The following is an 18,480-nucleotide window of genomic DNA, read 5'->3' on the forward strand; positions in this document are numbered from 1 at the left end:
CGCGTCTACAGCCAGTCGTGTTCGCGGGCGTAGCGGGCCGCTTCGTGGCGGGTCCGGGTCTGGGTCTTGCGCATCGCGTTGGAGAGGTAGTTGCGGACAGTGCCCGGTGCGAGGTGGAGCCGAGCGGCGATGTCGGCGACCGAGTAACCCTCGCCGGTGACCCGCAGGACGTCGGCTTCACGGTCGGTGAGAGGGCTGTCCTCGGTGACGGCGAGCACTGACACGTCCGGGTCGATCCAGCGTTTCCCCGAGTGCAGGGTGGCGATGACCGAGGTGATGTGGGCTGGCTCGGCGGACTTGCTGACGAAGCCCTGGACGCCGAGCTTCAGCGCCTTGCGCAGCACGCCGGGGCGGGCATGCCGGGTGAGCATGAGGATCACCTGCTCCGGTCGCTCGCGGCGGATCTCGGCGACCGCGCCCAGGCCGTCCACGCCCGGCATCTCCAGGTCGATGACGAGCACGTCGGGCCGGTGTCGCAGGGTGGCGGCGATCGCCGTCCGACCGTCCTGCGCCTCGGCGAGAACGGTGATGTCGCCCTCCATCGGCAGCAGCGCGGCCAGGGCCGTGCGCAGCAGCGCCTCGTCGTCGGCGAGCACGATGGTGGTCATCGGCCGTCCTTCCCGCTTACCGTCGGGGCCGCGTCGGCCCGAATGGGTGGGAAGACCGCGGCGGTCAGGAACCGCCCGTCCTTCTGTTCCACGGTCAGCTCACCTCCGTCGACCGCCACCCGTTGCCTCAGCGCCGCCAGTCCCCTGAGCTCAGGGGCCGTGGTGGCGGTCACGCCGTCGTTGACGATGGTGATGCCCGACGCGGTGAGCGTGATCTGCACCTGGGTGGCCTGCGCATGCCGCAGGATGTTGGTGGTCGTCTCCCGCAGCACCTGCCCGAGCAGTTCGTTGGCGCGGGCATCTACCTCGGCCTCCCGGGTCACCCGGACCCGGATGCCGGCAGCCTCGAACAGGTTCTTCGCGTTCTCGATCTCGGCGGTGAGGTTGAGTCGCCGTTGCGCGTAGGCGAGCTCCTTGGTCTGCGCGATGGTGTCGCTGACCAGCGTGTACGTCTCCCGCAGCTCCTTCTCCGCGCGAGCGGCGTCGCGGAGCAGCAGTCGCTGGGCCAGGGCTATCTTCAGCTTGACCACGTGCAGGGTGTGGCCCTGGATGTCGTGCAGGTCGCTGGCGAACCGTACGCGCTCCCGGACCACTGCCAGCTCCGCCTCGCGTTCCCGCGTCTGTTCGAGTTCCCGGATGAGGTCGTAGAACCGCTCGCCCACCACGGTGAAGACCGTCACGATGATGGTGAGGGCGGTCGGGATGAGAACGTAGGTGACCAGAACGTGACCGATGTCGTCAGGCTGCACCAGCAGCCGCGCCGCGCCGACGGCGGCGACGTAGGCGAACAGCCCGGCCATCACCAGCTTCCGGCGTCGTCGCACCTCGCGCAGGGCAAGCGAACCTACTGCGCAGAAGCCCCAGTAGGCATTCGGGCTGCCTGTCACCAGGACCCCGAGCGGCCAGACCGCTGCCGCTACGACCAGGCAGGGCAGCGCGACCCTGGCGAGGTCGTTCGCCGTCCACCGTTCGAAGGCCACCACGCCCGCCACGGCCCCGGGCGCCAGGACGACGATGTGCCACCAGGTACGCGCGTCGGTGTAGAGCAGGACCGCCGCGGCGAACACCACCGGCGGCAGTGACGTCGCGAGGTTGAGCCGGCGCAGCCTTCCCTGCGTCGACTCGGTGAAGCGCGGCGATCTCGCGGTCACCACGCCAGTATCCGGCAGTCAGGGGCCCTGACCAGTGACACCACGTCACATGCGGTGATGACGTGGTGCCACTGCCGGGTCGGCCGCGCCCGCGCTGTCATGGGTACATGTCCACCACACCAGTCATCGAAGTCGAACGGCTGAACCTCACCTACGGCGACTTCCACGCCGTCAAGGACCTCTCCTTCGAGGTACGACCCGGAGAGCTGTACGCGCTGCTGGGCACCAACGGAGCTGGAAAGACCTCGACCCTGGAGGTAGTCGAGGGACACCGGAGGCCAACCTCGGGCACCGTACGCGTCTTCGGGCACAGCCCCGACGACCGGAGAGCGGTACGTCCCCGAATGGGAGTCATGCTCCAGGAGAGTGGTTTCTCCCCGGACCTCACCGTCCGTGAGTCGGTCGGCCTGATCGGCCGGCTCACCCGGCGTACCGACGACGTCGACCGCGTGCTCGACGTGGTCGACCTGACCGGTCGAGCCGGCCGCAAGGTGTCCCAGCTGTCCGGCGGGGAGAAGCGGCGGCTGGACTTCGCCACAGCGGTCTACGGCACCCCGGAGCTGCTCTTCCTGGACGAGCCGACCACCGGCCTCGACATCCAGTCCCGCGACGCCGTGTGGGCGACAGTGGACCGGTTGCGGGAGAACGGTGCCACCATCGTGCTCACCACCCACTACCTGGAGGAGGCGCAGCAGCGCGCCGACCGGATCGGGCTCATGCACCAGGGCACCCTGCACCGCGAGGGCACCGTCTCCGAGCTGACCCACACTCTCCCCGGCGTGATCCGCTTCGCCCTTGCCACGCCTGTGCCGCCGCTACCGCTGCACGCGGTCGTCGACGCCGACGGGAAGGTGGTGGTCGAGTCCTTCGAGTTGCAGAAGGACCTGCACCTCCTGCTCGGCTGGGCGCAGGACCACGCCGTGGAGCTGCGGGACCTGGCGGCGGGCCCGACCCGGCTCGACGACGTCTTCCGCGCCATCAACAGTTGATTCGTTCTTTCGAGAGGTCCCTCACCGTGTTTTCCATCGCGTCCAGCGAACTGATCCAGATCTTCCGCAACCGGCTGGTGCTGATCACCAGCCTCATCATCCCGGCCGCGGTCTCCGCGTTCTTCGTCCGTCAGCACGAGACCTACGCCGACCTCGGGAGCCTCGGCTACATCGCCGCGATCGTGCTGTTCACAGTGGCCGCGTTCGGGCTCTACGCCACGGCCGTCACCACCCTGGCCTCCCGACGCCAGAACCTCTTCCTCAAGCGACTGCGCTCCACCGCCGAAGGCGACGCCGGTATCCTCGCCGGCCTACTGCTGCCCGTGGTCGTCCTCACCGTGGTGCAGGTGACAGCGATCCTGACCGCCCTGGCCGTGGTCGCCGGCGCACCGGCGAACGTCGCCCTGCTGGTGGTGGCGGTCCTCGCGACAGTGGCCATGATGATCGGGCTGGCGCTGGCCACGGCCGGCCTCACGAACTCCCCGGAACACGCCCAGGTCACCACCCTGCCCGTTACCCTCGGGGTGATCGCCATGGCCAGCTGGGTCGGCATCACCGGCACCGAGAACCTCGCCTGGCTCAAGCGGCTGCTGCCCGGCGGCGCGGCCACCGAACTGACCATGAACGCCTGGAACGGCGGCGTCGCCGTGACCGACTCCCTGCTCCTGCTCGCGCCCACGCTCGGCTGGGTCGTCGTCGCCGTCGCTCTGGCCACCCGACTCTTCCGCTGGGAGCCCCGCCGATGACCACCGATCCCCGGTCGGACGCCCCGACCCTTGTGGAAGATCTCCTGCTGCTCCTGTTCCAACCCAGGTCCGGGACCATAGCTGGAGAGAACACCCTCTTCTACGTCCTCGGCGGAGCCGTCCTCGCTGACCTCGCCCTCGGCGACCACCTGACCACGACGGACCGGGGACGGGTCAGCAGCGTGGCGGGTCACCCGCCGTCGGACGGCCTGCTGCGGCCGGCGTGGGACTACCTCGCCGAGAAACCCCGAGGGGTGCAGACGGCACTGGCGGCGATCGGTCCCGCCCTGCGGGCGCCGGTGTTGCAGCGGCTCATCACACGGGGCGACATCGACCAGGAGCCGCGTAAAGTACTCGGCCTGTTCCGGACGACAGCCCTGCGGGAGGGCCGAACCGAACGACGGCCCCGCCTGCTCGCCGACGTACGGCGGGTCCTCGTGGACGGCGCGGAGCCGCAAGCCCGGATCGCCGCGCTCGCGGCGCTGCTCTCGGCGAGCGGGACGCTCCCGCAGTTCGACAGCGAGATCCCGTGGACGTCATCGGTGATCAGCCGAGCCAAGGAACTCGAGCGGGGCGACTGGGGTGCCGACGCCGCGGCGGCAGCCGTTACCCGCACCGTGACGGCCACTGTCGTCAACAGCGCCGTCGTGGCCATCACCGTGCTACCTCGAAGCTAGAGGCGCGGCCGCCGTTCACTGCCTGGCGTTGGCCGGGTGCGGCCGTTCGGGAGGCTTACCCCTGGCGTGGACGGCGTCGGAGGCGGCGATGCCGGCGAGGACGATGACGGCGGTGACGGCCACGGCCAGCGGCGGCAGCAGGGTCATGAACGGCGAGGCGCCGGCAAGCGCCAGAGCGCCGAAGATCCGAGAACGGGACACCCGGGCGAATACGGCGTGTTCCACCAGGGCTCGCCCGATCAGGAACAGCATCGGTCCGCCGAGGACGACGAGGATCCACGCCGCGTTGGTGTGCCCGAACGGATGTTCGATCACGATTTCGTATCCGACGGCAACGGCGACGATCCCGGCCACCATGAGTACGTGCGCGAGGAAAGCCTCCCGGATGAGGTGCGCGGGCTCAGCGGCGGCTCTGATGGCTTCGGGCAACAACTGGCCCGCCCGGAAGACGTAGACGCGAAACAGCAGAACAGTGGTGATGAAAGAAACCGCGAAGGCTGCCGCGGCTCCGCCGCGCCGGAACGATGTGTCGCTGTAGGCCGAGCCGGTCGTCAGAATCAGTTCGCCCAGAGCAATGATGAAGAATTGTCGGTAGCGTTCGGACAGGTATTCGGCAAGGACGGGCCACTGCCGTTGGGTGAGGCGGGACCACGGCGCGGGATAGAACAGCAGCAGTGCCGCGCCGTCGATGGCGATCGCGATCGTCCACAGCAGGCTGCGGGCCAGATCCGTCACTATCGCGCCGGCGATCCACGGCACCGCCGACAGCGTGAACCAGAAGAACACTCCAGCCGCTCGGCGCTGAGCTTCGTGGCCGCGCAGCAGCGGCACGATGACCAGCCCACGAATGATGTGGACGGCGACGTACGCACCGGCGAAGGCCAGACTTCTGTCACCGAACGCCTGCGGCACCGCGACCGCCATCACCAGCGCGCCGAGCATTGCCGTGTAGACCAGCACCTGAAGCTGCGGCCGCTGCGGATCGTAGAGGTCGGTGACCCATGCTGTGACGAACCACAGCACCATGAAGGCCAGCAGCAACACCAGCGCCTCGCCAGCCTCGATGAGGACGATTCGCTGCTCGGTGAACTCCTCGACCAGCCGCTGCGAGACCCGATTGAGGGCAAAGATGAAGACCAGGTCGAAGAAGAGTTCCAGAAGGCTCGGTCGCTGCGGTTGCCCGGGTTTCCGCAGCAGCGCTGCTGCCCTTGTCGACATGGGCCGCCCATTCCTGCCAGCTTGGCCTATCCGGGTATTGGTACCACGCCGGACAGGTCGTCGAGTCGATACCCGAAGAATGCCGGCGGACCAGACACCTCTTGGTAGTCGGGTCGGTCCGCCACGGGTGATCGGCACGAAGCGGCGCGCTACGAGCACGCGGTTGCATCTCCCTTCGCGGGGTACGCCCGTTGCGCCACGCGGGCGCCGTCGGATCAGCCGAGCGGGTCGGTGTGCGCCTCGTACACGCCGGGGGCCGGTACCGGATGGATCAGCGACACGGGGGCGGGCGCTCTGGGGCTGACGGCGTCGTGGAACTGCGAGTGCACGGGGTTTCCGCCACCGGCCCGGATGACCTGCTGGATCGACCGCACGTGCAGCAGGTGGCGGGCGACCATCGGGGCGGCTTCTACCGGCCGCGGCCGGGAAACCACGAGGGCGGCGAGGCCGGCGGGGTGACGCTGGAGGCCTACCGCTGGAACAACCTGCCTGCTGGCAACGCGGTGCGAACGCTGTCGATGGTGATCCTGTTGCCCTTCATGCTGATCAACCTCGCCATCTGGATGCGTCCGGCCGGAGCCGGCTCCGACCCGGTGATCAAGGCCCTGTGCCGGTTGTTGGCGCTCACCCTGACCACGATGTACGTCCTGAGCATCGTGGGGATCGCACTGGATGTGATTGCGTGGAAGTGCATGTCCTCACCGGAGTGCCTGGCCGGACGCAGTTGGCTCTCCTGGCTCGGCGGGCGTCCTGCCGGACTGCGTCTGGCGGTACTCGCGCTGGTGCCGGCTGCGGCCATCAGCCTGATGTGGGGGCTCAGCGCTCGCCCGGCGCTCCCGTCTCACGTCTTCCGCGCGGCAGGACAGCCTCTTGCGGCGAACCGGCTCACCGCCGTCGGCCGGTGGGACAATGAGCCGCTGGTTGGTCGACTGCGTTCGATTCACGTCGCGGCGGCGTTTGCCACGCTGGACCTCAGTCTGCTCGGTGCCCGGGCCGCACAGAACCTGTCGGTCGGCACCGTCGCGCTGGCGGCAACTGCCGGACTCCTGCTGATCATGTGTGCGGTTCTGCTCTGCACCCCACCCCTGACCACGCCCACGGAGTGCTGGCTCGACCGGTTGGTCAGCGTGCTGCGAACGATCGCCTCGGCCTGACCGTGCTGGTCTGGATCCACGTCCTGACCAGTTCGGCCTCCTGGCCGGAGCGGAACGGGCTGCCCGGTTACAACCTGACCGTCGTCGGGCTGTTCATCGGTCAGGCGGTGCTGCTGGCTGCCCTGGGGGCGGTGCTGTTCTGGCACCGGGGTAAGACGGATGTCCCGCCCGCGCTCGGGTTCGGCGCCCTCGCGACCTCCGTGGCCGCGATCAGTCTGGCGCTCACGTTCTCGGCTGAACTGCTCTATCGGGTGTCCGACGTCCTGAACCGGGGCGCGCCGACCGCGGAGGCGTTGATCACCAGCCCACCACAGGCCTGCATCTGGGCGATCCTCGGCTTCTCGGTGGCGGTGCTGGCGACGCTGGCCATTGCCGGCGTGGTGTCGGTGGCGTCACGACCGGGCCGGATCCGGGCCGCGTCCGCGATCGTCGCTCGTGACTTCCCAGACGCGCCGACCAATGCCACGCCGCGGCTGCGGCAGGTGCGCAGAACCCTGGCCCGCGCCCAGTTCACCGAGCGGCTGGTGCCGCTCGCGGTTGTCTACGCCTGCCTTGCCGGGATCGGCTTGGCGGCGGTCGCGCTCGGCCTGCTGCCGACGCCTCCCAGCGAACTGGTCCAGCGCTACGTCGGGCTGCCGGTCGGCTTCGTCGACTTCAGCATCGGTGTCGGCAGCTATCTGATCGCCGCCCTCATCATCGGCCTGGTCCTCGGCGGAATCTTCGCCTATCGCACCCCTGGATTCCGCCGGTACGTCGGCGTGCTGTGGGACCTGGGCACCTTCTGGCCCAGAGCCGCGCACCCGTTCGCGCCCCCGTGCTACGCCGAACGGGCCGTTCCCGAACTGACCTGCCGGATCACCCACCTCGTCGACTCCGGCAACGCGGTGGTGCTCACCGGACACAGCCACGGCTCCGTCCTGCTCGCCGCGACGGTGCTCCAACTGCCGCCACGGGTCACCGACCGGGTCGCGCTGCTGACCCACGGTTCGCCCCTCCGACGGTTGTACGCCCGACTCTTTCCCGCGTACGTCAGCGACGAGGTGATCCACGAGATCGCCGACCGAGTGGACTGGCGGTGGGTGAATCTGTGGCGGGACACCGACCCCATCGGGGGTCGCGTCTTCGCGCCGCAACGACCCGACGAGGCACCCGGCGTATCCGACCGAGAGGCGACTGTGGACCGACGGCTTCGCGACCCGTACGGCGTCACACCTCCGTCCGGCGACATCTTTCCGCCACCGATCAAAGGACACCGCCCCTGCGAATCTGATGAGGCGTTCACTGAGGCGGTGCGTGACCTGGCCGACCGCCTCCGCTGAGCAGACGCTCGCGCGCCGGCTGCTCGGCGTCGTTCACCGGATCCGCCGGGGCATCGATCCCAGGGCGCCTGAGGCCTCGGCTGGTGCGGTCAGCGGCAGCAGACCCCGAAGCGCCCCCGTGTGCCTGCACTGCTCAGAAGCTCCGTTACGGGTAGCGGACAGCCGACACCAGCGCACTAGGTAGCTGACTGCGACCATGAAATCACTGCGCGCACACTCCTCTCCGACATGTTCCCGTCGACTGGAGGACAGATGCGTCTCCGATCGTTCGTCACCGCAACACTGGCCGCCGTCCTGGCCGCCGGCGCGCTCACGCCGCCCGCACCGGCCGTGGCGGCCACCGCCGACCGCTGGGGCTTCGCGTACGTCAAGGACCCCACGGTGCCGGCCTGGACCGTGCTGGACACCAGCCGGCAGTGGGGTAGCTGGAAGACCGCGTTCCCGGTCGCCTGGGCCGACGGCATCAAGCTCGCGCCCGGCCGGTTCCAGGTCCGCTTCCCGCAGATAGGTGCCAGCTCACGGGGCGTGCCGCACGTGACCCCGGTGAACCGGACCGGTCACTACTGCGAGGTGGTCCGCTGGTTCCAGTCCGGCGCCGACGAGATCGTCGACGTGCAGTGCCACAAGCCGGGCGGCACGCGCGACGACACCCCGTTCACGGTGCTCTGGACGACCAGCTCGGGCGTGCTGCCGGCCGGCACCTCCCACGCGTACGTGCAGTGGACCAGCGGCCTGGTGGCGCAGTCGTACAACTCCACCGGTGTCGTGAACACGGTCGGGCCGGTGGGCGTCGGGCAGTACCTGGTGCGGCTGCCCGGGGTGGGACTGGCCGGGGTGCTCGCCGGCAACGTGCAGGTCACCGCCGTGCAGCCGAACGCCGGTCCCCGCCGCTGCAAGGTCTACTCCTGGAGCGCTGTCGGCACCGGCGTGCAGGTGTACGTCTTCTGCTACGACCAGGCCGGCGCGTTCATCAACACCGACTTCGTCCTCTCGTACCACCGTCGGCGGCCGGTGATCGGCTCCCTCGGCCCGCCCTCGTACTTCGGCTACCTGGGTACCGCCGTCGGCGGGCCGACAAACGACAACTCGGTGCTCGGTGTCGGTGCGAACACGGTGGCACCGTTGGCGCCCGCCGGCCGCTACCTGGCGACCTTCCCGCAGGTCGGCATCAAGGAGACGCACGCCCAGGTGGTGGCGCAGGGCGCTGGCAGCAACTACTGCCACCTCACCCAACCCTGGACGTACACCACCAACGCCGACATCGACGTCATCTGCTTCGACAACACCGGCGCAGTCACCCCGCACCGCTTCCTGGCCACCTTCACCTCCCGGCTCTGACGTCGGGCCGCGCCGGCGGTGGCGGACCCGTTGCTGCCGGCGCGGTAAAGGCCCCCGGACGTCATCGCAGGAGCGGGGCGAGGCCATCGAGGAGGCGTTGGAGGCCGAACTCGAAGAGCGTGTCCAGGCTCCAGACCATGTCGTCGGCGGTGATGAAGCGGGCCATCAGCGGGAGCCGCCCGTCGGCCAGGACCGTGCCGATCCGTTCTCCGTGGGCCGCCATCCACTGGGTGTCGGTCAGGCCGCTGTCCTGCTCGGCCTGCGCCTCCTCGGCCAGGTTCACCGCCGTGCCGCGCACGTAGTTGGCCACCGTCACCGCCGCCGTGAACTGTGCGTTCATGTCGAGCCCGCGCCCGTCCAGGGCCCGCATCGCGAACTCGGTGTGGGCCATGGCGTGCGGGGCCGGAAGTGGCCGGGTAAAGGAGAGTGCCTGGGCCAGCCAGGCGTGCCGCCGGTACATCGCCCACTGCAACCGGGCGAAGGCCTCCAGGCAGGCCCGCCAGCCGTCGCGGTCCGGGGTGAGGGCCGGCGGCGGGTTGTCGGCCATGACCTCGTCGATCATGAACAGCACCAGCTCTTCGCGGTCGGCCACGTACCGGTAGATCGCCATTGTCGGAATGCCGAGCTGTCCGGCGAGCCGGCGCATCGACAGGCCGTGCAGCCCTTCGGCGTCGGCGATGGCCACGGCGGCGGCGACCACCTGCTCGCGGTCGGGGTCGGGTGCTCTACCCGCGCCGGCCGCGGCGACCACGGTGCCGACGCCCCGCATGGGCTCAACGAGACCCCGTTCGCGCAGGGTTGCCAGGACCTTCGTCGCGGTCGCCATCGCGATCCCGTACTCGGCCATGAGCTGCCGGGTCGACGGGATCCTCGCCCCGGGCGCGAGCTCGCCCGACGCGATCCGGTCCGCGAGACCGGCGGCGATCCGGCGGTACGGCGGTTCCTCCACAGCAGCCTCCCGTGCACTAGTGCAGTCACGGTACCCGGTAGACGAATACGGGGGCCAGCCTCACTGTTATCGGTTGCTAGTGCACTCATACGCTGTACGACATGACTGATTTCGTTCTTCTGACGTCGCTTCGCAGGACCCACGATGGCCCGGCGACCGCGCTGGACGGCGTCACCATCGGCATCGCCGCGGGCAGTTGCACTGCCTTCCTGGGCCCCGGAGGTCCGGGTGGGAGCAGCAGCGCCCGGGAGATGGTCGCTGCCTCGTACGCCAACACCGTCGTCTTTCGAGGAGTGATGTCATGAGTCTGCTCAGACGTGGGCAGCAGGGCCATGGCCTGGATGTGGCCGCGGAGGACACCGACGACGCCCGGATCAACGCCATTGACGCGTTGCGCGGGATTGCGCTGCTGCTCATCCTGCTGGTCAACGTGTCGTACTTCAGCTCCGGATACGCCTTCCAACTGGTCAGCGATCCGGCGTACGGTGCGCTCGACCGGCTTGTCGCAGGTGGGGTCGAACTGCTGCTCGCGATGAAGGCGTACCTGCTGTTCTCATTCCTGTTCGGCTACAGCTTCACCCTGCAACTCGACTCGGCGGCCCGGCGTGGGGCCGCCTTCGGCCGGTCGTTCCTGCGTCGGCTGTCCGGGTTGTTCGTGCTCGGGGCACTACACGCGGTGCTGCTGTTCCACGGCGACATCCTCACCACGTACGCGTTGCTCGGTCTCGTGCTGCTCGCCGTTCGGCGGATCGAGCCGCGCTCCGCCTTGCGTGCGGCGGCGATCATCGTGGGTGTTCTCGCGTTCGTGGTAGGTCTGGCCGCGGCTCTTGGTGCCGCGGTGGTCCCGGACCAGGCCGCAGCGATCGTCGCCGGTGCGCGTTCGACGGAGGCCCTACGCGGCGGGTTCGATGATGTCGTCCTGGAGCACCTGCGCTCGTTGCCGGCGATGCTCGGCGCACTTGCCGTGCAAGGGCCCTTGGCCTTCGCCGCGTTCCTCGTCGGACTGGCCGCTGGCAGGCACCGGCTGTTCGCCGCCGCGCACACCCGGGAGAACCTGCTGCGCCGATGCGAGCGGGTCGGCTATCCGGTTGGCCTGGCCGGCGCCACCGTGTTCGCGATCGGCGGCGGCACGGCGAACATGACGGGACTGCTGGTCAGCATCGTCACCGCGCCGTTCCTCGCGGCGGCCTACGCCGCGACTCTGCTGCGTCTGTTCACGCGGCGTCCGCGCGTCGCGGACGCGTTGGCACCTGCGGGACGCATGGCGTTGACGAACTACCTGGGCCAGTCGCTCATCTGCGTGCTCGTCTTCACCGGCGTGGGGCTGGGGCTGGCCGGCCGCACCTCGCCAGCGCAGACGCTGCTCATCGCCCTGACGATCTTTGTGGTACAGGTGGCTGCCAGTTGGTGGTGGATGCGACGGTTCCGGTACGGCCCGTTCGAATGGGCGCTGCGCGCCTGGACCCGCGGCAGGCGACCCGCCATGCGACGGTAGGCCCGACAGCTCTCAACCGGCTGCGCGCAGCCGGACGGCGATCCGCACCAGCACCACGAAGACGCCGCCGACGCGGCCACCGCACGACCTTCCGGGGATTCCGCTGATACGTCTGTGCAGTGTGGTCGCTCGCGGTCAGATCCCGCCACACGGACCCCAGCTCGACACTCGGCGAGTACGAGACGGCGGCCGTCAGCCGCCGGAGGGCCGGTGTGCAGCACTGGCGGCCGAGAGCCGATGACGGCCGAACGGCCCGGCGGTCAACCCTCCGCGGGAGGGTTGATCACCGGGCCGCCCCGGTGACGAGCCGCTCGCGGCGGCCCGCTGGTCAGCCGGTCAGAGGCCTGCGGCGTGCGCGGCGGCGGTGCCGCCGACCACAGGTAGGACGATGTTGCTGCTCTTCAGCGCGACCTGAAGGTTCGCGGCGGTGGTGTCCGCCTGGCTGGAGTACTGCGGGTAGCTGGCCACGATGATCACGCCGATCCGGTGGCCGGGCTTGAAGACGTAGTCCTCCGGCAGCAGCGGGAAGCTGAAGTTGTACGACTCCCCCGGCACCAGCGGCACGGCGACGCGGATCGACTGCCGGTTCTGGGCGTCCATGATGCCCTTGGTGACCAGCTCGTAGTCGGCGGTGGCCACCCGCTTCGCCGTCTGCTTGTAGCAGCCGTCGTCGGTCGGGCTGCTCTCGCCCCAGCAGTCCGACGTGTCCAGGGTGATGATCCCCTCGCCGGAGGCCCGGTGCGCGACCCGCTCGTCGGTGCCGTAGTCGACCAGGATCGCCCCGAGGTTGGTGTCGGTCTGGTCGGCGGAGGCCCGCAGTTGCACTGTGGGCGTGCCGGAGATGTGCAGCGGCGCGGTGAGCGGCGCGGAGAGGAAGGCCAGCCGGTTGGGCTGCACCACGTCCGGGTTAAGGATCATGGTGTTCTGGCTCTGCGTGCGGCTGTCCTGGAACGCCCCGGTCGCCGGCTTCGCGGTGGGCACCAGCCCGAGACCGCCCGCGCCGGTGGTGCCGGGCTGCAGGAACACCTCGGTGTCGGCCTTGCCGGGGATCGGCCAGTCGGCGTGGGTCTCCCACACGTCGGCGGCACGCTCCAGGTCCACCCGGGGCTCGTCCATGATGCCGTTGGCGACGCCCTGCAGCCAGAAGTCGAACCACCGGTGCAGCGTCGACACCCACACCGCGCGGCGCGAGTCGAACGGGTCGACGTGGCCCTCCTGCGACAGCCACAGCTTGCGCGGCACGTTGTTCTCCGCCAGGGCGTACCAGAACTTGCTGAAGTGGTCCGGCCGGACGTTGTCGTCGTTGAGGCCGTGGTAGAGCAGGACGCTGGCGGTGACGTTGGGGACCTTCTTGACGTAGCTGCGCTCGTTCCAGAAGGACGTGTAGTCGCCGTGCTCGTCGCCGTCGGCGGCACCTATGGCGTCGCGTACCGGCTTGCAGTAGTCCCGGCGCTCCGGGTTGGTGACCGTGTTGGCCAGCGACGACACGTAGCTGTTGCCACGGGTGACCACGCCGTTGCTGCGCACGTAGTCGTAGTACTCGGTCGGCCCGCTGATGGGCACGACAGTGGTCAGGCCCTTCACGCCGGTCACCGCCGTGGCCATGGCCAGCGAGCCGTCGTACGACTTGCCGATCATCCCCGTCTTGCCGTTGTGCCAGTCCGCCTTGACGACCTCGCCGGCGGCGTTACGGGCGGTGGCCCGACCGTTGAGCCAGTTGATGGCCTGCTTGGCGCTCAGGTTGTCCTGGTTGGCGTTGGTGGTGGGGCAGCCGGTGGAGTTGTTGGTGCCGACCATGTCCAGCAGGATGACCGCGTAGCCGCGCGGCACGAAGTAGTTGTCGTAGAACAGCGGCCACTTGTCGAGCAGCCCGTCGCCGTCGAGGTCCGCCTTGCATTCGGACTCGTTGCCTCGGCAGACGGTCGAGTAGTAGGGGCTCGCGTCCATCACCACCGGGGCCTTGAGCCCCTGCGCGGTGGCCGCCGGCCGCATCAGGTCGAACGCGATGATGTCGCGCAGACCGTCGTTGTCGCTGTCGAAGGTGGAGTCGATGAACAGGCGTTCCCGGATGGCGTCGGCGTAGCCGAACACCGGCTGGGTGACGCCGTCCTGGACGACTATCGACGGCGGGCCGTCCGCCGCCAGCGCCTGCGGCGCCGCGCCGAGGGCGGCGAGCACAGTCGCGGACAGTACGGCCACGCCTGTGCGCCAGCGCGTTCCCACTGTAGGCATGCAGTCTCCTTGATGTGTCCGAGGCTGCGTACGCTACGAGCCGGTTGTCTGTGCCACCACCTGCACGTGTAGGAACTTCGCCGGGTGTGGTTCGACGGGCTGCGTCTCTCGCCCGGCGGGCAGGCGCGCGCCGGGCACGGGAAGACCTCGGTGCGACGCCGACCGGTGCCGGGTCGGCGTCGCACCGAGGTGTCTGGATGACGGGACTACGGCTGGCCGGCCAGCACCAGCTCCCGCAGCCGCCGGTCGAGTGTCGGGGCGTCCAGGCCGCCCGGCCAGCCGCGGAGCAGGGCGCCACCCTTGGCCACCAGCACGACGGCCGGCGGCTCCCGCACGGCGTACGAACGCCAGATCGTCTGCTGGTCGTCCAGGACGACCGGGTACTCCACCCGGTGGTCGCGGAGGTAGTCCTGGACCTCGTCGGCCTGGTCCGCGCCGGTCACGCCGACGAAGACCACCCGGTCCCGGTAGCTGCGGGCCAGCTCACTGAGGGCGGCCTGGTTGCTGGCGCAGGTGGTGCACCAGGAGCTGAAGAAGGTGAGCACGACGGGACGCTGCGCCCACAGCTCGGCGGCGACGAACGGTGTGCCGTCGGTCAGCGCGCCGGTGAACGCCGGGGCAGCCGGGGCGGTGCCGGGCGCCGGGCGCAACGCCAGGTCGGCGGGGACCGGCCCGGGCAGCGCCGCCGCCCCTCCGGCGGGCGTCGGCGCGGGAGCTGGCTCTGGCGTGCTGCATCCGCCCAGCAGCGCCGCCGCCAGCAACAGTGGCAGAAGTGCCCGCCTCATGACGGGACCACCGCGACCAGCGCCGGGCCCTCACTGCTGTCCGGCGTCAGGTCGAGCGCCGGCCGGCCGTCCACCTCCAGCCGGTAGGAGGTTCGCTGCGGCACGCGCACACCGACGGCGAACTCGCAGTAGGTGGGCAGGCGTTCGACCCCCAGGTCCTCGGCGAAGGCGGCCACCGCGGTCCCCGCCGGCAGCTGCCCGCTGGCCAGCGCCGCTCCGTCCGGGTCGAGCACACGGAACGGCGCCCGGTTGTGAAAGTGCTGGTACGGACCGGTGCCGGCGCAGTCCACGCCAGCGGCCCGGATGTTGATGTCGCGAACCAGGACCCGGACGGTCGTCGGATCGACAGCCTCCTGGGCGGCGCCGACGGTGCCGCAGCCGGTCGCGCCGGCCAGCAGCAGGGGCAGCAGAGTCGTGATGCTTCGCCGCACGTCATCCTCCTTCCGTCCGCCTGCCGGGTCCGTGGCGGCCTACCGCCGCGGACCCGGCAGGAACGGGGTCAACCTCGGCCGCCGGTCAGGACTTCTCGACCCGGCACTGCTTGGTCACCGTCTTCGTCGGGTCGCTCTCCGAGGTCGCGGTGAGCTTCACGAAACCGGTGTTCGCGGCGGCGGCGGTGGCACCCACCGACACGGTGACAGTGGTGGCCTTGCCGAACTGCGCGGTGGCGAGCTGGTTGGGCAGCCAGGTCCGCCAGCCCTTGCCGGCCACCTCCGCCGACAGGCGGTAGACATCCGACTTCAGGTACGCGCTGACGTTCTCCGGGTGCTGCTGCCCGCCGGCCGAGTAGGTACCGGTGTTGGTCAGCTCGAACGAGCAGGTCACCCCGCGGTTGGTCGGCTTGCCGCCGCTGCTCACCTCGCCCTTGCCCAGCAGCACGCCGTGACTGCTCGGCCCACCGGTGCCGTCCAGCGAACGCACCGCGACGGTGTAGGAGAGCGAGCCGGACGAGTCCCGCTTGAGGTCGATGATGTAGAAGTGCAGTCGGTTGGCCTCGTCGACGTACTCGTACTGGCTACCGGTGTCCGCGCCGGCGTGGAACAGCGCGTCGGAGAGCTGCCGGTAGTCGCCCATGGTGATCTTCTGCGGGGTGCCGTCGGGCCGATAGAAGTCGATCATGTCGATGTCCTGCGGGTTGGCGTCCACCACCCACTGGAACGGCGCGCTGTCGGCGTTCTTCGTCTTGCTCAGCAGCACGCCGCTGTCCGGGGTGAAGGAGTCCGCGCCCATCCGGTCGACGACCTCGACCGTGTAGTTGTTGAAGTTGCCACCGTCGCACAACGGGTCGGTGCTGACCCCACAGGTCGGCGACAGGTCCTTGTTCAGCGCGATGTTCACGCCGCTCAGACCCTTCGGGCCGGCGTCGACCGCCCGGGCCGTGACCTGCGCGACCACCAGGCCCGAGGAAGCCAGCGACTCCCGCGACAGCCGCAGCACGTGCTCCTCACCGAGCAGGCCGATCTTGAGCTTGTCCCGCACTGTGTGCAGCGAGCCCATCGAGCCGCCGTTGGTCGGCGGGATCTGCCAGCGGGTGTGCGGACCGCCCGGGCCGTTGAACGACCCGCGCGACATCATGCTCCAGATCCCGGTGTACGCCCTGCGCAGCGGCTCGCCGTACGGGTTGTTGTAGTTGTCGCCGATGCCCAGCAGGTGGGTCAACTCGTGGGCGTAGACGCCCATGCCGGAGCTCTCCCCCTGCGTCGAGGAACCGCCGCCGGCGTTCGGCCACAGGGTCGCCGCCGCCTTCCACGAGGTCCAGTCCACGTAGCGGGTCTTCGCCCAGTTCGGCAGGTTGGGGTCCGGCGGGCCCCAGGCGTCCGGCACGTCCTCCTTGTTCTGGAAGATCATCTGCCCGAACTCCTGCCAGGTCGACGACTCGTCCTGGCCGGCGCTGAGGATGAACACCAGCTCGTACTGGTTGGCGACCTCCTCGCCAACGGCCGCCCGCCAGGCGCCCAGCCCGTCGGTGCGGATGTTCTTGCCGCACACGTCCCCGCTCGGGCAGGCACCCGGGTTGAAACCGTTGTCCAGCCCGTACTGGTAGGACTTGGCCGGCATCTGGTACGGCCCGAACCCGGTGAGGTCGACGCCGTAGCGGCCGTTGGAGTCCTGCATCCAGTACTCGTGCAGCGTGTGGCCCTTGTTGAGGGTGTTCGGGGTGTTCAGGAAGTCCTGGTAGAACTTCGGCACGTCCGCCCGGGGAATGTTCGTCGCGACGGACTGCGGGTTGCCGAAGACCGTCGAGCGGGCCCGCTGGGAGACCGCGAACGTCTCGTCAGGATAGTCGAGCGCCACCAGGGCGATCTTGAAGTTGCGGACCGAGCCGGACACGCTCGGGTCGGCCCAGTTCTTACCGGGCACGGCCTTGTAGTCATTCCAGGTCATCGTGTCCGGGTTCTGCCAGGCCTGCGGGTCGAGGACCTGGAACGGCGCGGTGCCGCCGGCCGGGTTGGCCGGGGCCGCGGCGGCCTGCGCCGCGCCGGTCGCCACGAGCGTGGTCACCACGGCTGCGGCCAGCACGGCCCGCCTCAGCCGGGTGCGGTGGGGGGTAGCACGGTGCACGGAACCACCTCTCGTCGGAGGGAACGCGGCGCTGGCGTCCCGGTGGGGGTGCCGTGGAACATCTGTCAGCAGGCCGCGCAGCGAATCTAGGAGTACGGGCCGGTGCCGGTCACTGTGCAGATGTCGGCAGGTGGGCCTACGACTTCCGACACCTGAATGACCGGCGCCCACCCGCAGATCAGTCACTACCGGCCCCGGAAGTCGGATCGGCCGCTGTCGCGAGGGCCCGCAGCACGTCACGGCGCACCCGGTCGACGGCAGACCCGGACAGCGGTCCGCGCGGTGGGCGGCACCGCCCACCGAACCGTCCGGCGCACTCCATGGCGAGCTTGACGGCCTGCACGGCTTCCGGCCGAGAGGCCCAACCGAGGATCGGGTGCAGCTCGGCGTAGAGCGGCAGCGCCCGGCCCAGGTCGCGGGCGACGCACAGCTCGTACAGGCGCACGGCCTGGCGGGGCAGCGCGTTGGGCAGGGTGGCGACCCATCCGGTGGCACCACACAGCACCAGTTCGAGCACCACGTCGTCGGCGCCGACCAGCACGTCGATGTGCGGGCAGAGGTCCCGCAGGCGATGCAACCTGCGTACGTCGCCGGTGACCTCCTTCACCGCGACGATCCCGTCGATCTCGGCGACGGTCGCCAGCAGGTCCGGTGTGAGGTCCAACCCGGTGTCGTACGGGTCGTTGTGGGCGACCACCGGCAGGCCGACCGCCGCCACCTCCCGGTAGTGGGCGACCACGTCGGCGGCGCGAGCGGCGGGTGCGTCGGGCGGCAGCGCGAGCACGCCGTGGGCGCCGACCGTGGCGGCCTGCTCCGCCCAGCGACGGGCCTGCCTGCTGCCGTAGCCACCGACGCCGGGCACCACCACGCAGCCGGGTGGTGCGGCCTGTACCGTGGCCCTCACCACGGCGGCCCTCTCGTCGTCGGAGAGGGCCCGGTACTCCCCCATCGACGCGCACGGCGCGACCCCGTGGCACCCCTCGGCGGCGAGCCAACGGACGTGTTCCTGGAGCTTGTCGAAGTCGACCGACAGGTCGGCGCGAAACGGCGTGGTGATGGCGACCAGCACGCCCTGCCAGGGCCTACCAGATCCCACTCGGCAATCCCTCCCCACCGGCGCCGCCCGTCATCCCACCCGCACCGTGCGCGGCGGCGCTGGTGCGATCCGTACCGGAACCCTAGGAACGTCTGTCGTCCCCGGTCTTCGGACAGATGCCGGAACCGTCGCGATACCGGCCGTCTTTTTGTCGTGACTTC

At 69.9% G+C, this 18,480-nt stretch carries 17 protein-coding genes; 8 read left to right on the forward strand and 9 right to left on the reverse strand.

The annotated features are described in order from the left end of the window. Nucleotides 1–5: 5 nt before the first annotated feature. Together MED01_RS08725 and MED01_RS08730 are read right to left on the reverse strand one after the other, a co-directional pair. Nucleotides 6–608 carry a response regulator transcription factor gene (locus tag MED01_RS08725; RefSeq protein ID WP_238667997.1) on the reverse strand — a complete coding sequence of 201 codons (603 nt, stop codon included), beginning with the start codon at nucleotides 606–608 and terminating at the stop codon, nucleotides 6–8. Further along, nucleotides 605–1,759, reverse strand: coding sequence for a sensor histidine kinase (locus MED01_RS08730; protein ID WP_238667998.1), 1,155 nt, complete (start codon nucleotides 1,757–1,759; stop codon nucleotides 605–607). The genes MED01_RS08725 and MED01_RS08730 overlap by 4 nt, the downstream gene beginning before the upstream one ends. A gap of 107 nt (nucleotides 1,760–1,866) precedes the next feature. On the opposite strand from MED01_RS08730, the gene MED01_RS08735 reads away from it, so the two are divergent. The 3 genes from MED01_RS08735 to MED01_RS08745 are packed head-to-tail and all read left to right on the forward strand — an operon-like array spanning nucleotide 1,867 to nucleotide 4,171. Continuing rightward, nucleotides 1,867–2,748, forward strand: a complete 882-nt coding sequence (locus MED01_RS08735) for an ABC transporter ATP-binding protein (RefSeq protein ID WP_238667999.1) — start codon at nucleotides 1,867–1,869, stop codon at nucleotides 2,746–2,748. Nucleotides 2,749–2,774: 26 nt separating this feature from the next. Then, nucleotides 2,775–3,494 (forward strand): hypothetical protein, encoded by a 720-nt coding sequence (locus MED01_RS08740; RefSeq protein WP_238668000.1) that lies wholly within the window; start codon nucleotides 2,775–2,777, stop codon nucleotides 3,492–3,494. Then, complete coding sequence (locus MED01_RS08745; RefSeq protein ID WP_238668001.1) at nucleotides 3,491–4,171, forward strand: GOLPH3/VPS74 family protein; 681 nt, start codon at nucleotides 3,491–3,493, stop codon at nucleotides 4,169–4,171. Before MED01_RS08740 ends, MED01_RS08745 begins: the two co-directional genes overlap by 4 nt. Before the next feature lie 15 nt (nucleotides 4,172–4,186). Here the strand turns inward: MED01_RS08745 and MED01_RS08750 are convergent, their stop codons facing one another. Then, nucleotides 4,187–5,548: a low temperature requirement protein A gene (locus MED01_RS08750; RefSeq protein WP_238668002.1), complete on the reverse strand. Its 1,362-nt coding sequence runs from the start codon at nucleotides 5,546–5,548 to the stop codon at nucleotides 4,187–4,189. A gap of 164 nt (nucleotides 5,549–5,712) precedes the next feature. Here MED01_RS08750 and MED01_RS08755 point away from each other — a divergent pair, with 164 nt between their 5' ends. The 3 genes from MED01_RS08755 (at nucleotide 5,713) to MED01_RS08765 (ending at nucleotide 9,200) form a co-directional block, all read left to right on the forward strand. Then, nucleotides 5,713–6,543, forward strand: coding sequence for a hypothetical protein (locus tag MED01_RS08755; protein ID WP_238668003.1), 831 nt, complete (start codon nucleotides 5,713–5,715; stop codon nucleotides 6,541–6,543). 2 nt (nucleotides 6,544–6,545) lie between these two features. Continuing rightward, the gene (locus tag MED01_RS08760; protein WP_238668004.1) at nucleotides 6,546–7,862 is read left to right on the forward strand and encodes a hypothetical protein; all 1,317 of its coding nucleotides are present in this window, start codon (nucleotides 6,546–6,548) and stop codon (nucleotides 7,860–7,862) included. Between the two features lie 252 nt (nucleotides 7,863–8,114). Beyond that, entirely contained in the window at nucleotides 8,115–9,200 is a 1,086-nt protein-coding gene (locus tag MED01_RS08765) for a hypothetical protein (RefSeq protein WP_238668005.1), read from the forward strand. 61 nt (nucleotides 9,201–9,261) lie between these two features. Here the strand turns inward: MED01_RS08765 and MED01_RS08770 are convergent, their stop codons facing one another. Beyond that, nucleotides 9,262–10,149, reverse strand: coding sequence for a TetR/AcrR family transcriptional regulator C-terminal domain-containing protein (locus MED01_RS08770; protein ID WP_238668006.1), 888 nt, complete (start codon nucleotides 10,147–10,149; stop codon nucleotides 9,262–9,264). A 101-nt stretch (nucleotides 10,150–10,250) separates the two neighbouring features. Between MED01_RS08770 and MED01_RS08775 the strand changes: the two genes are divergently transcribed. Further along, on the forward strand, nucleotides 10,251–10,454 hold the full coding sequence (locus MED01_RS08775; protein WP_238668007.1) for a hypothetical protein: 204 nt from the start codon (nucleotides 10,251–10,253) through the stop codon (nucleotides 10,452–10,454). Continuing rightward, nucleotides 10,451–11,644 (forward strand): DUF418 domain-containing protein, encoded by a 1,194-nt coding sequence (locus tag MED01_RS08780; RefSeq protein WP_238668008.1) that lies wholly within the window; start codon nucleotides 10,451–10,453, stop codon nucleotides 11,642–11,644. Before MED01_RS08775 ends, MED01_RS08780 begins: the two co-directional genes overlap by 4 nt. 336 nt (nucleotides 11,645–11,980) lie before the next feature. Here MED01_RS08780 and MED01_RS08785 read toward each other — a convergent pair whose 3' ends face one another. The 5 genes from MED01_RS08785 to MED01_RS08805 all read right to left on the reverse strand — a co-directional run bounded on the left by MED01_RS08785 (nucleotide 11,981) and on the right by MED01_RS08805 (nucleotide 18,319). After that, nucleotides 11,981–13,876, reverse strand: a complete 1,896-nt coding sequence (locus MED01_RS08785) for a CocE/NonD family hydrolase (RefSeq protein ID WP_238668009.1) — start codon at nucleotides 13,874–13,876, stop codon at nucleotides 11,981–11,983. Nucleotides 13,877–14,082: 206 nt separating this feature from the next. Next, on the reverse strand, nucleotides 14,083–14,661 hold the full coding sequence (locus tag MED01_RS08790) for a TlpA family protein disulfide reductase (RefSeq protein ID WP_238668010.1): 579 nt from the start codon (nucleotides 14,659–14,661) through the stop codon (nucleotides 14,083–14,085). Then, complete coding sequence (locus MED01_RS08795) at nucleotides 14,658–15,092, reverse strand: hypothetical protein (protein WP_112604180.1); 435 nt, start codon at nucleotides 15,090–15,092, stop codon at nucleotides 14,658–14,660. The genes MED01_RS08790 and MED01_RS08795 overlap by 4 nt, the downstream gene beginning before the upstream one ends. 85 nt (nucleotides 15,093–15,177) lie before the next feature. After that, nucleotides 15,178–17,223 carry a M6 family metalloprotease domain-containing protein gene (locus MED01_RS08800; RefSeq protein WP_238668011.1) on the reverse strand — a complete coding sequence of 682 codons (2,046 nt, stop codon included), beginning with the start codon at nucleotides 17,221–17,223 and terminating at the stop codon, nucleotides 15,178–15,180. A gap of 178 nt (nucleotides 17,224–17,401) precedes the next feature. Beyond that, on the reverse strand, nucleotides 17,402–18,319 hold the full coding sequence (locus MED01_RS08805) for a dihydrodipicolinate synthase family protein (protein WP_238668012.1): 918 nt from the start codon (nucleotides 18,317–18,319) through the stop codon (nucleotides 17,402–17,404). Nucleotides 18,320–18,480 lie beyond the last annotated feature (161 nt).

It is taken from the genome of Micromonospora alfalfae, from assembly GCF_022230925.1.
Lineage (GTDB): Bacteria > Actinomycetota > Actinomycetes > Mycobacteriales > Micromonosporaceae > Micromonospora > Micromonospora alfalfae.

Excerpts from the sequence above, each read along its gene's own strand:
- MED01_RS08745 (WP_238668001.1), top strand. The coding sequence starts at position 3,491 with ATGACCACCGATCCCCGGTCGGACGCCCCGACCCTTGTGGAAGATCTC.
- MED01_RS08790 (WP_238668010.1), bottom strand. The coding sequence starts at position 14,661 with ATGAGGCGGGCACTTCTGCCACTGTTGCTGGCGGCGGCGCTGCTGGGC.
- MED01_RS08765 (WP_238668005.1), top strand. The coding sequence starts at position 8,115 with ATGCGTCTCCGATCGTTCGTCACCGCAACACTGGCCGCCGTCCTGGCC.
- MED01_RS08780 (WP_238668008.1), top strand. The coding sequence starts at position 10,451 with ATGAGTCTGCTCAGACGTGGGCAGCAGGGCCATGGCCTGGATGTGGCC.
- MED01_RS08775 (WP_238668007.1), top strand. The coding sequence starts at position 10,251 with ATGACTGATTTCGTTCTTCTGACGTCGCTTCGCAGGACCCACGATGGC.
- MED01_RS08725 (WP_238667997.1), bottom strand. The coding sequence starts at position 608 with ATGACCACCATCGTGCTCGCCGACGACGAGGCGCTGCTGCGCACGGCC.
- MED01_RS08785 (WP_238668009.1), bottom strand. The coding sequence starts at position 13,876 with ATGCCTACAGTGGGAACGCGCTGGCGCACAGGCGTGGCCGTACTGTCC.
- MED01_RS08735 (WP_238667999.1), top strand. The coding sequence starts at position 1,867 with ATGTCCACCACACCAGTCATCGAAGTCGAACGGCTGAACCTCACCTAC.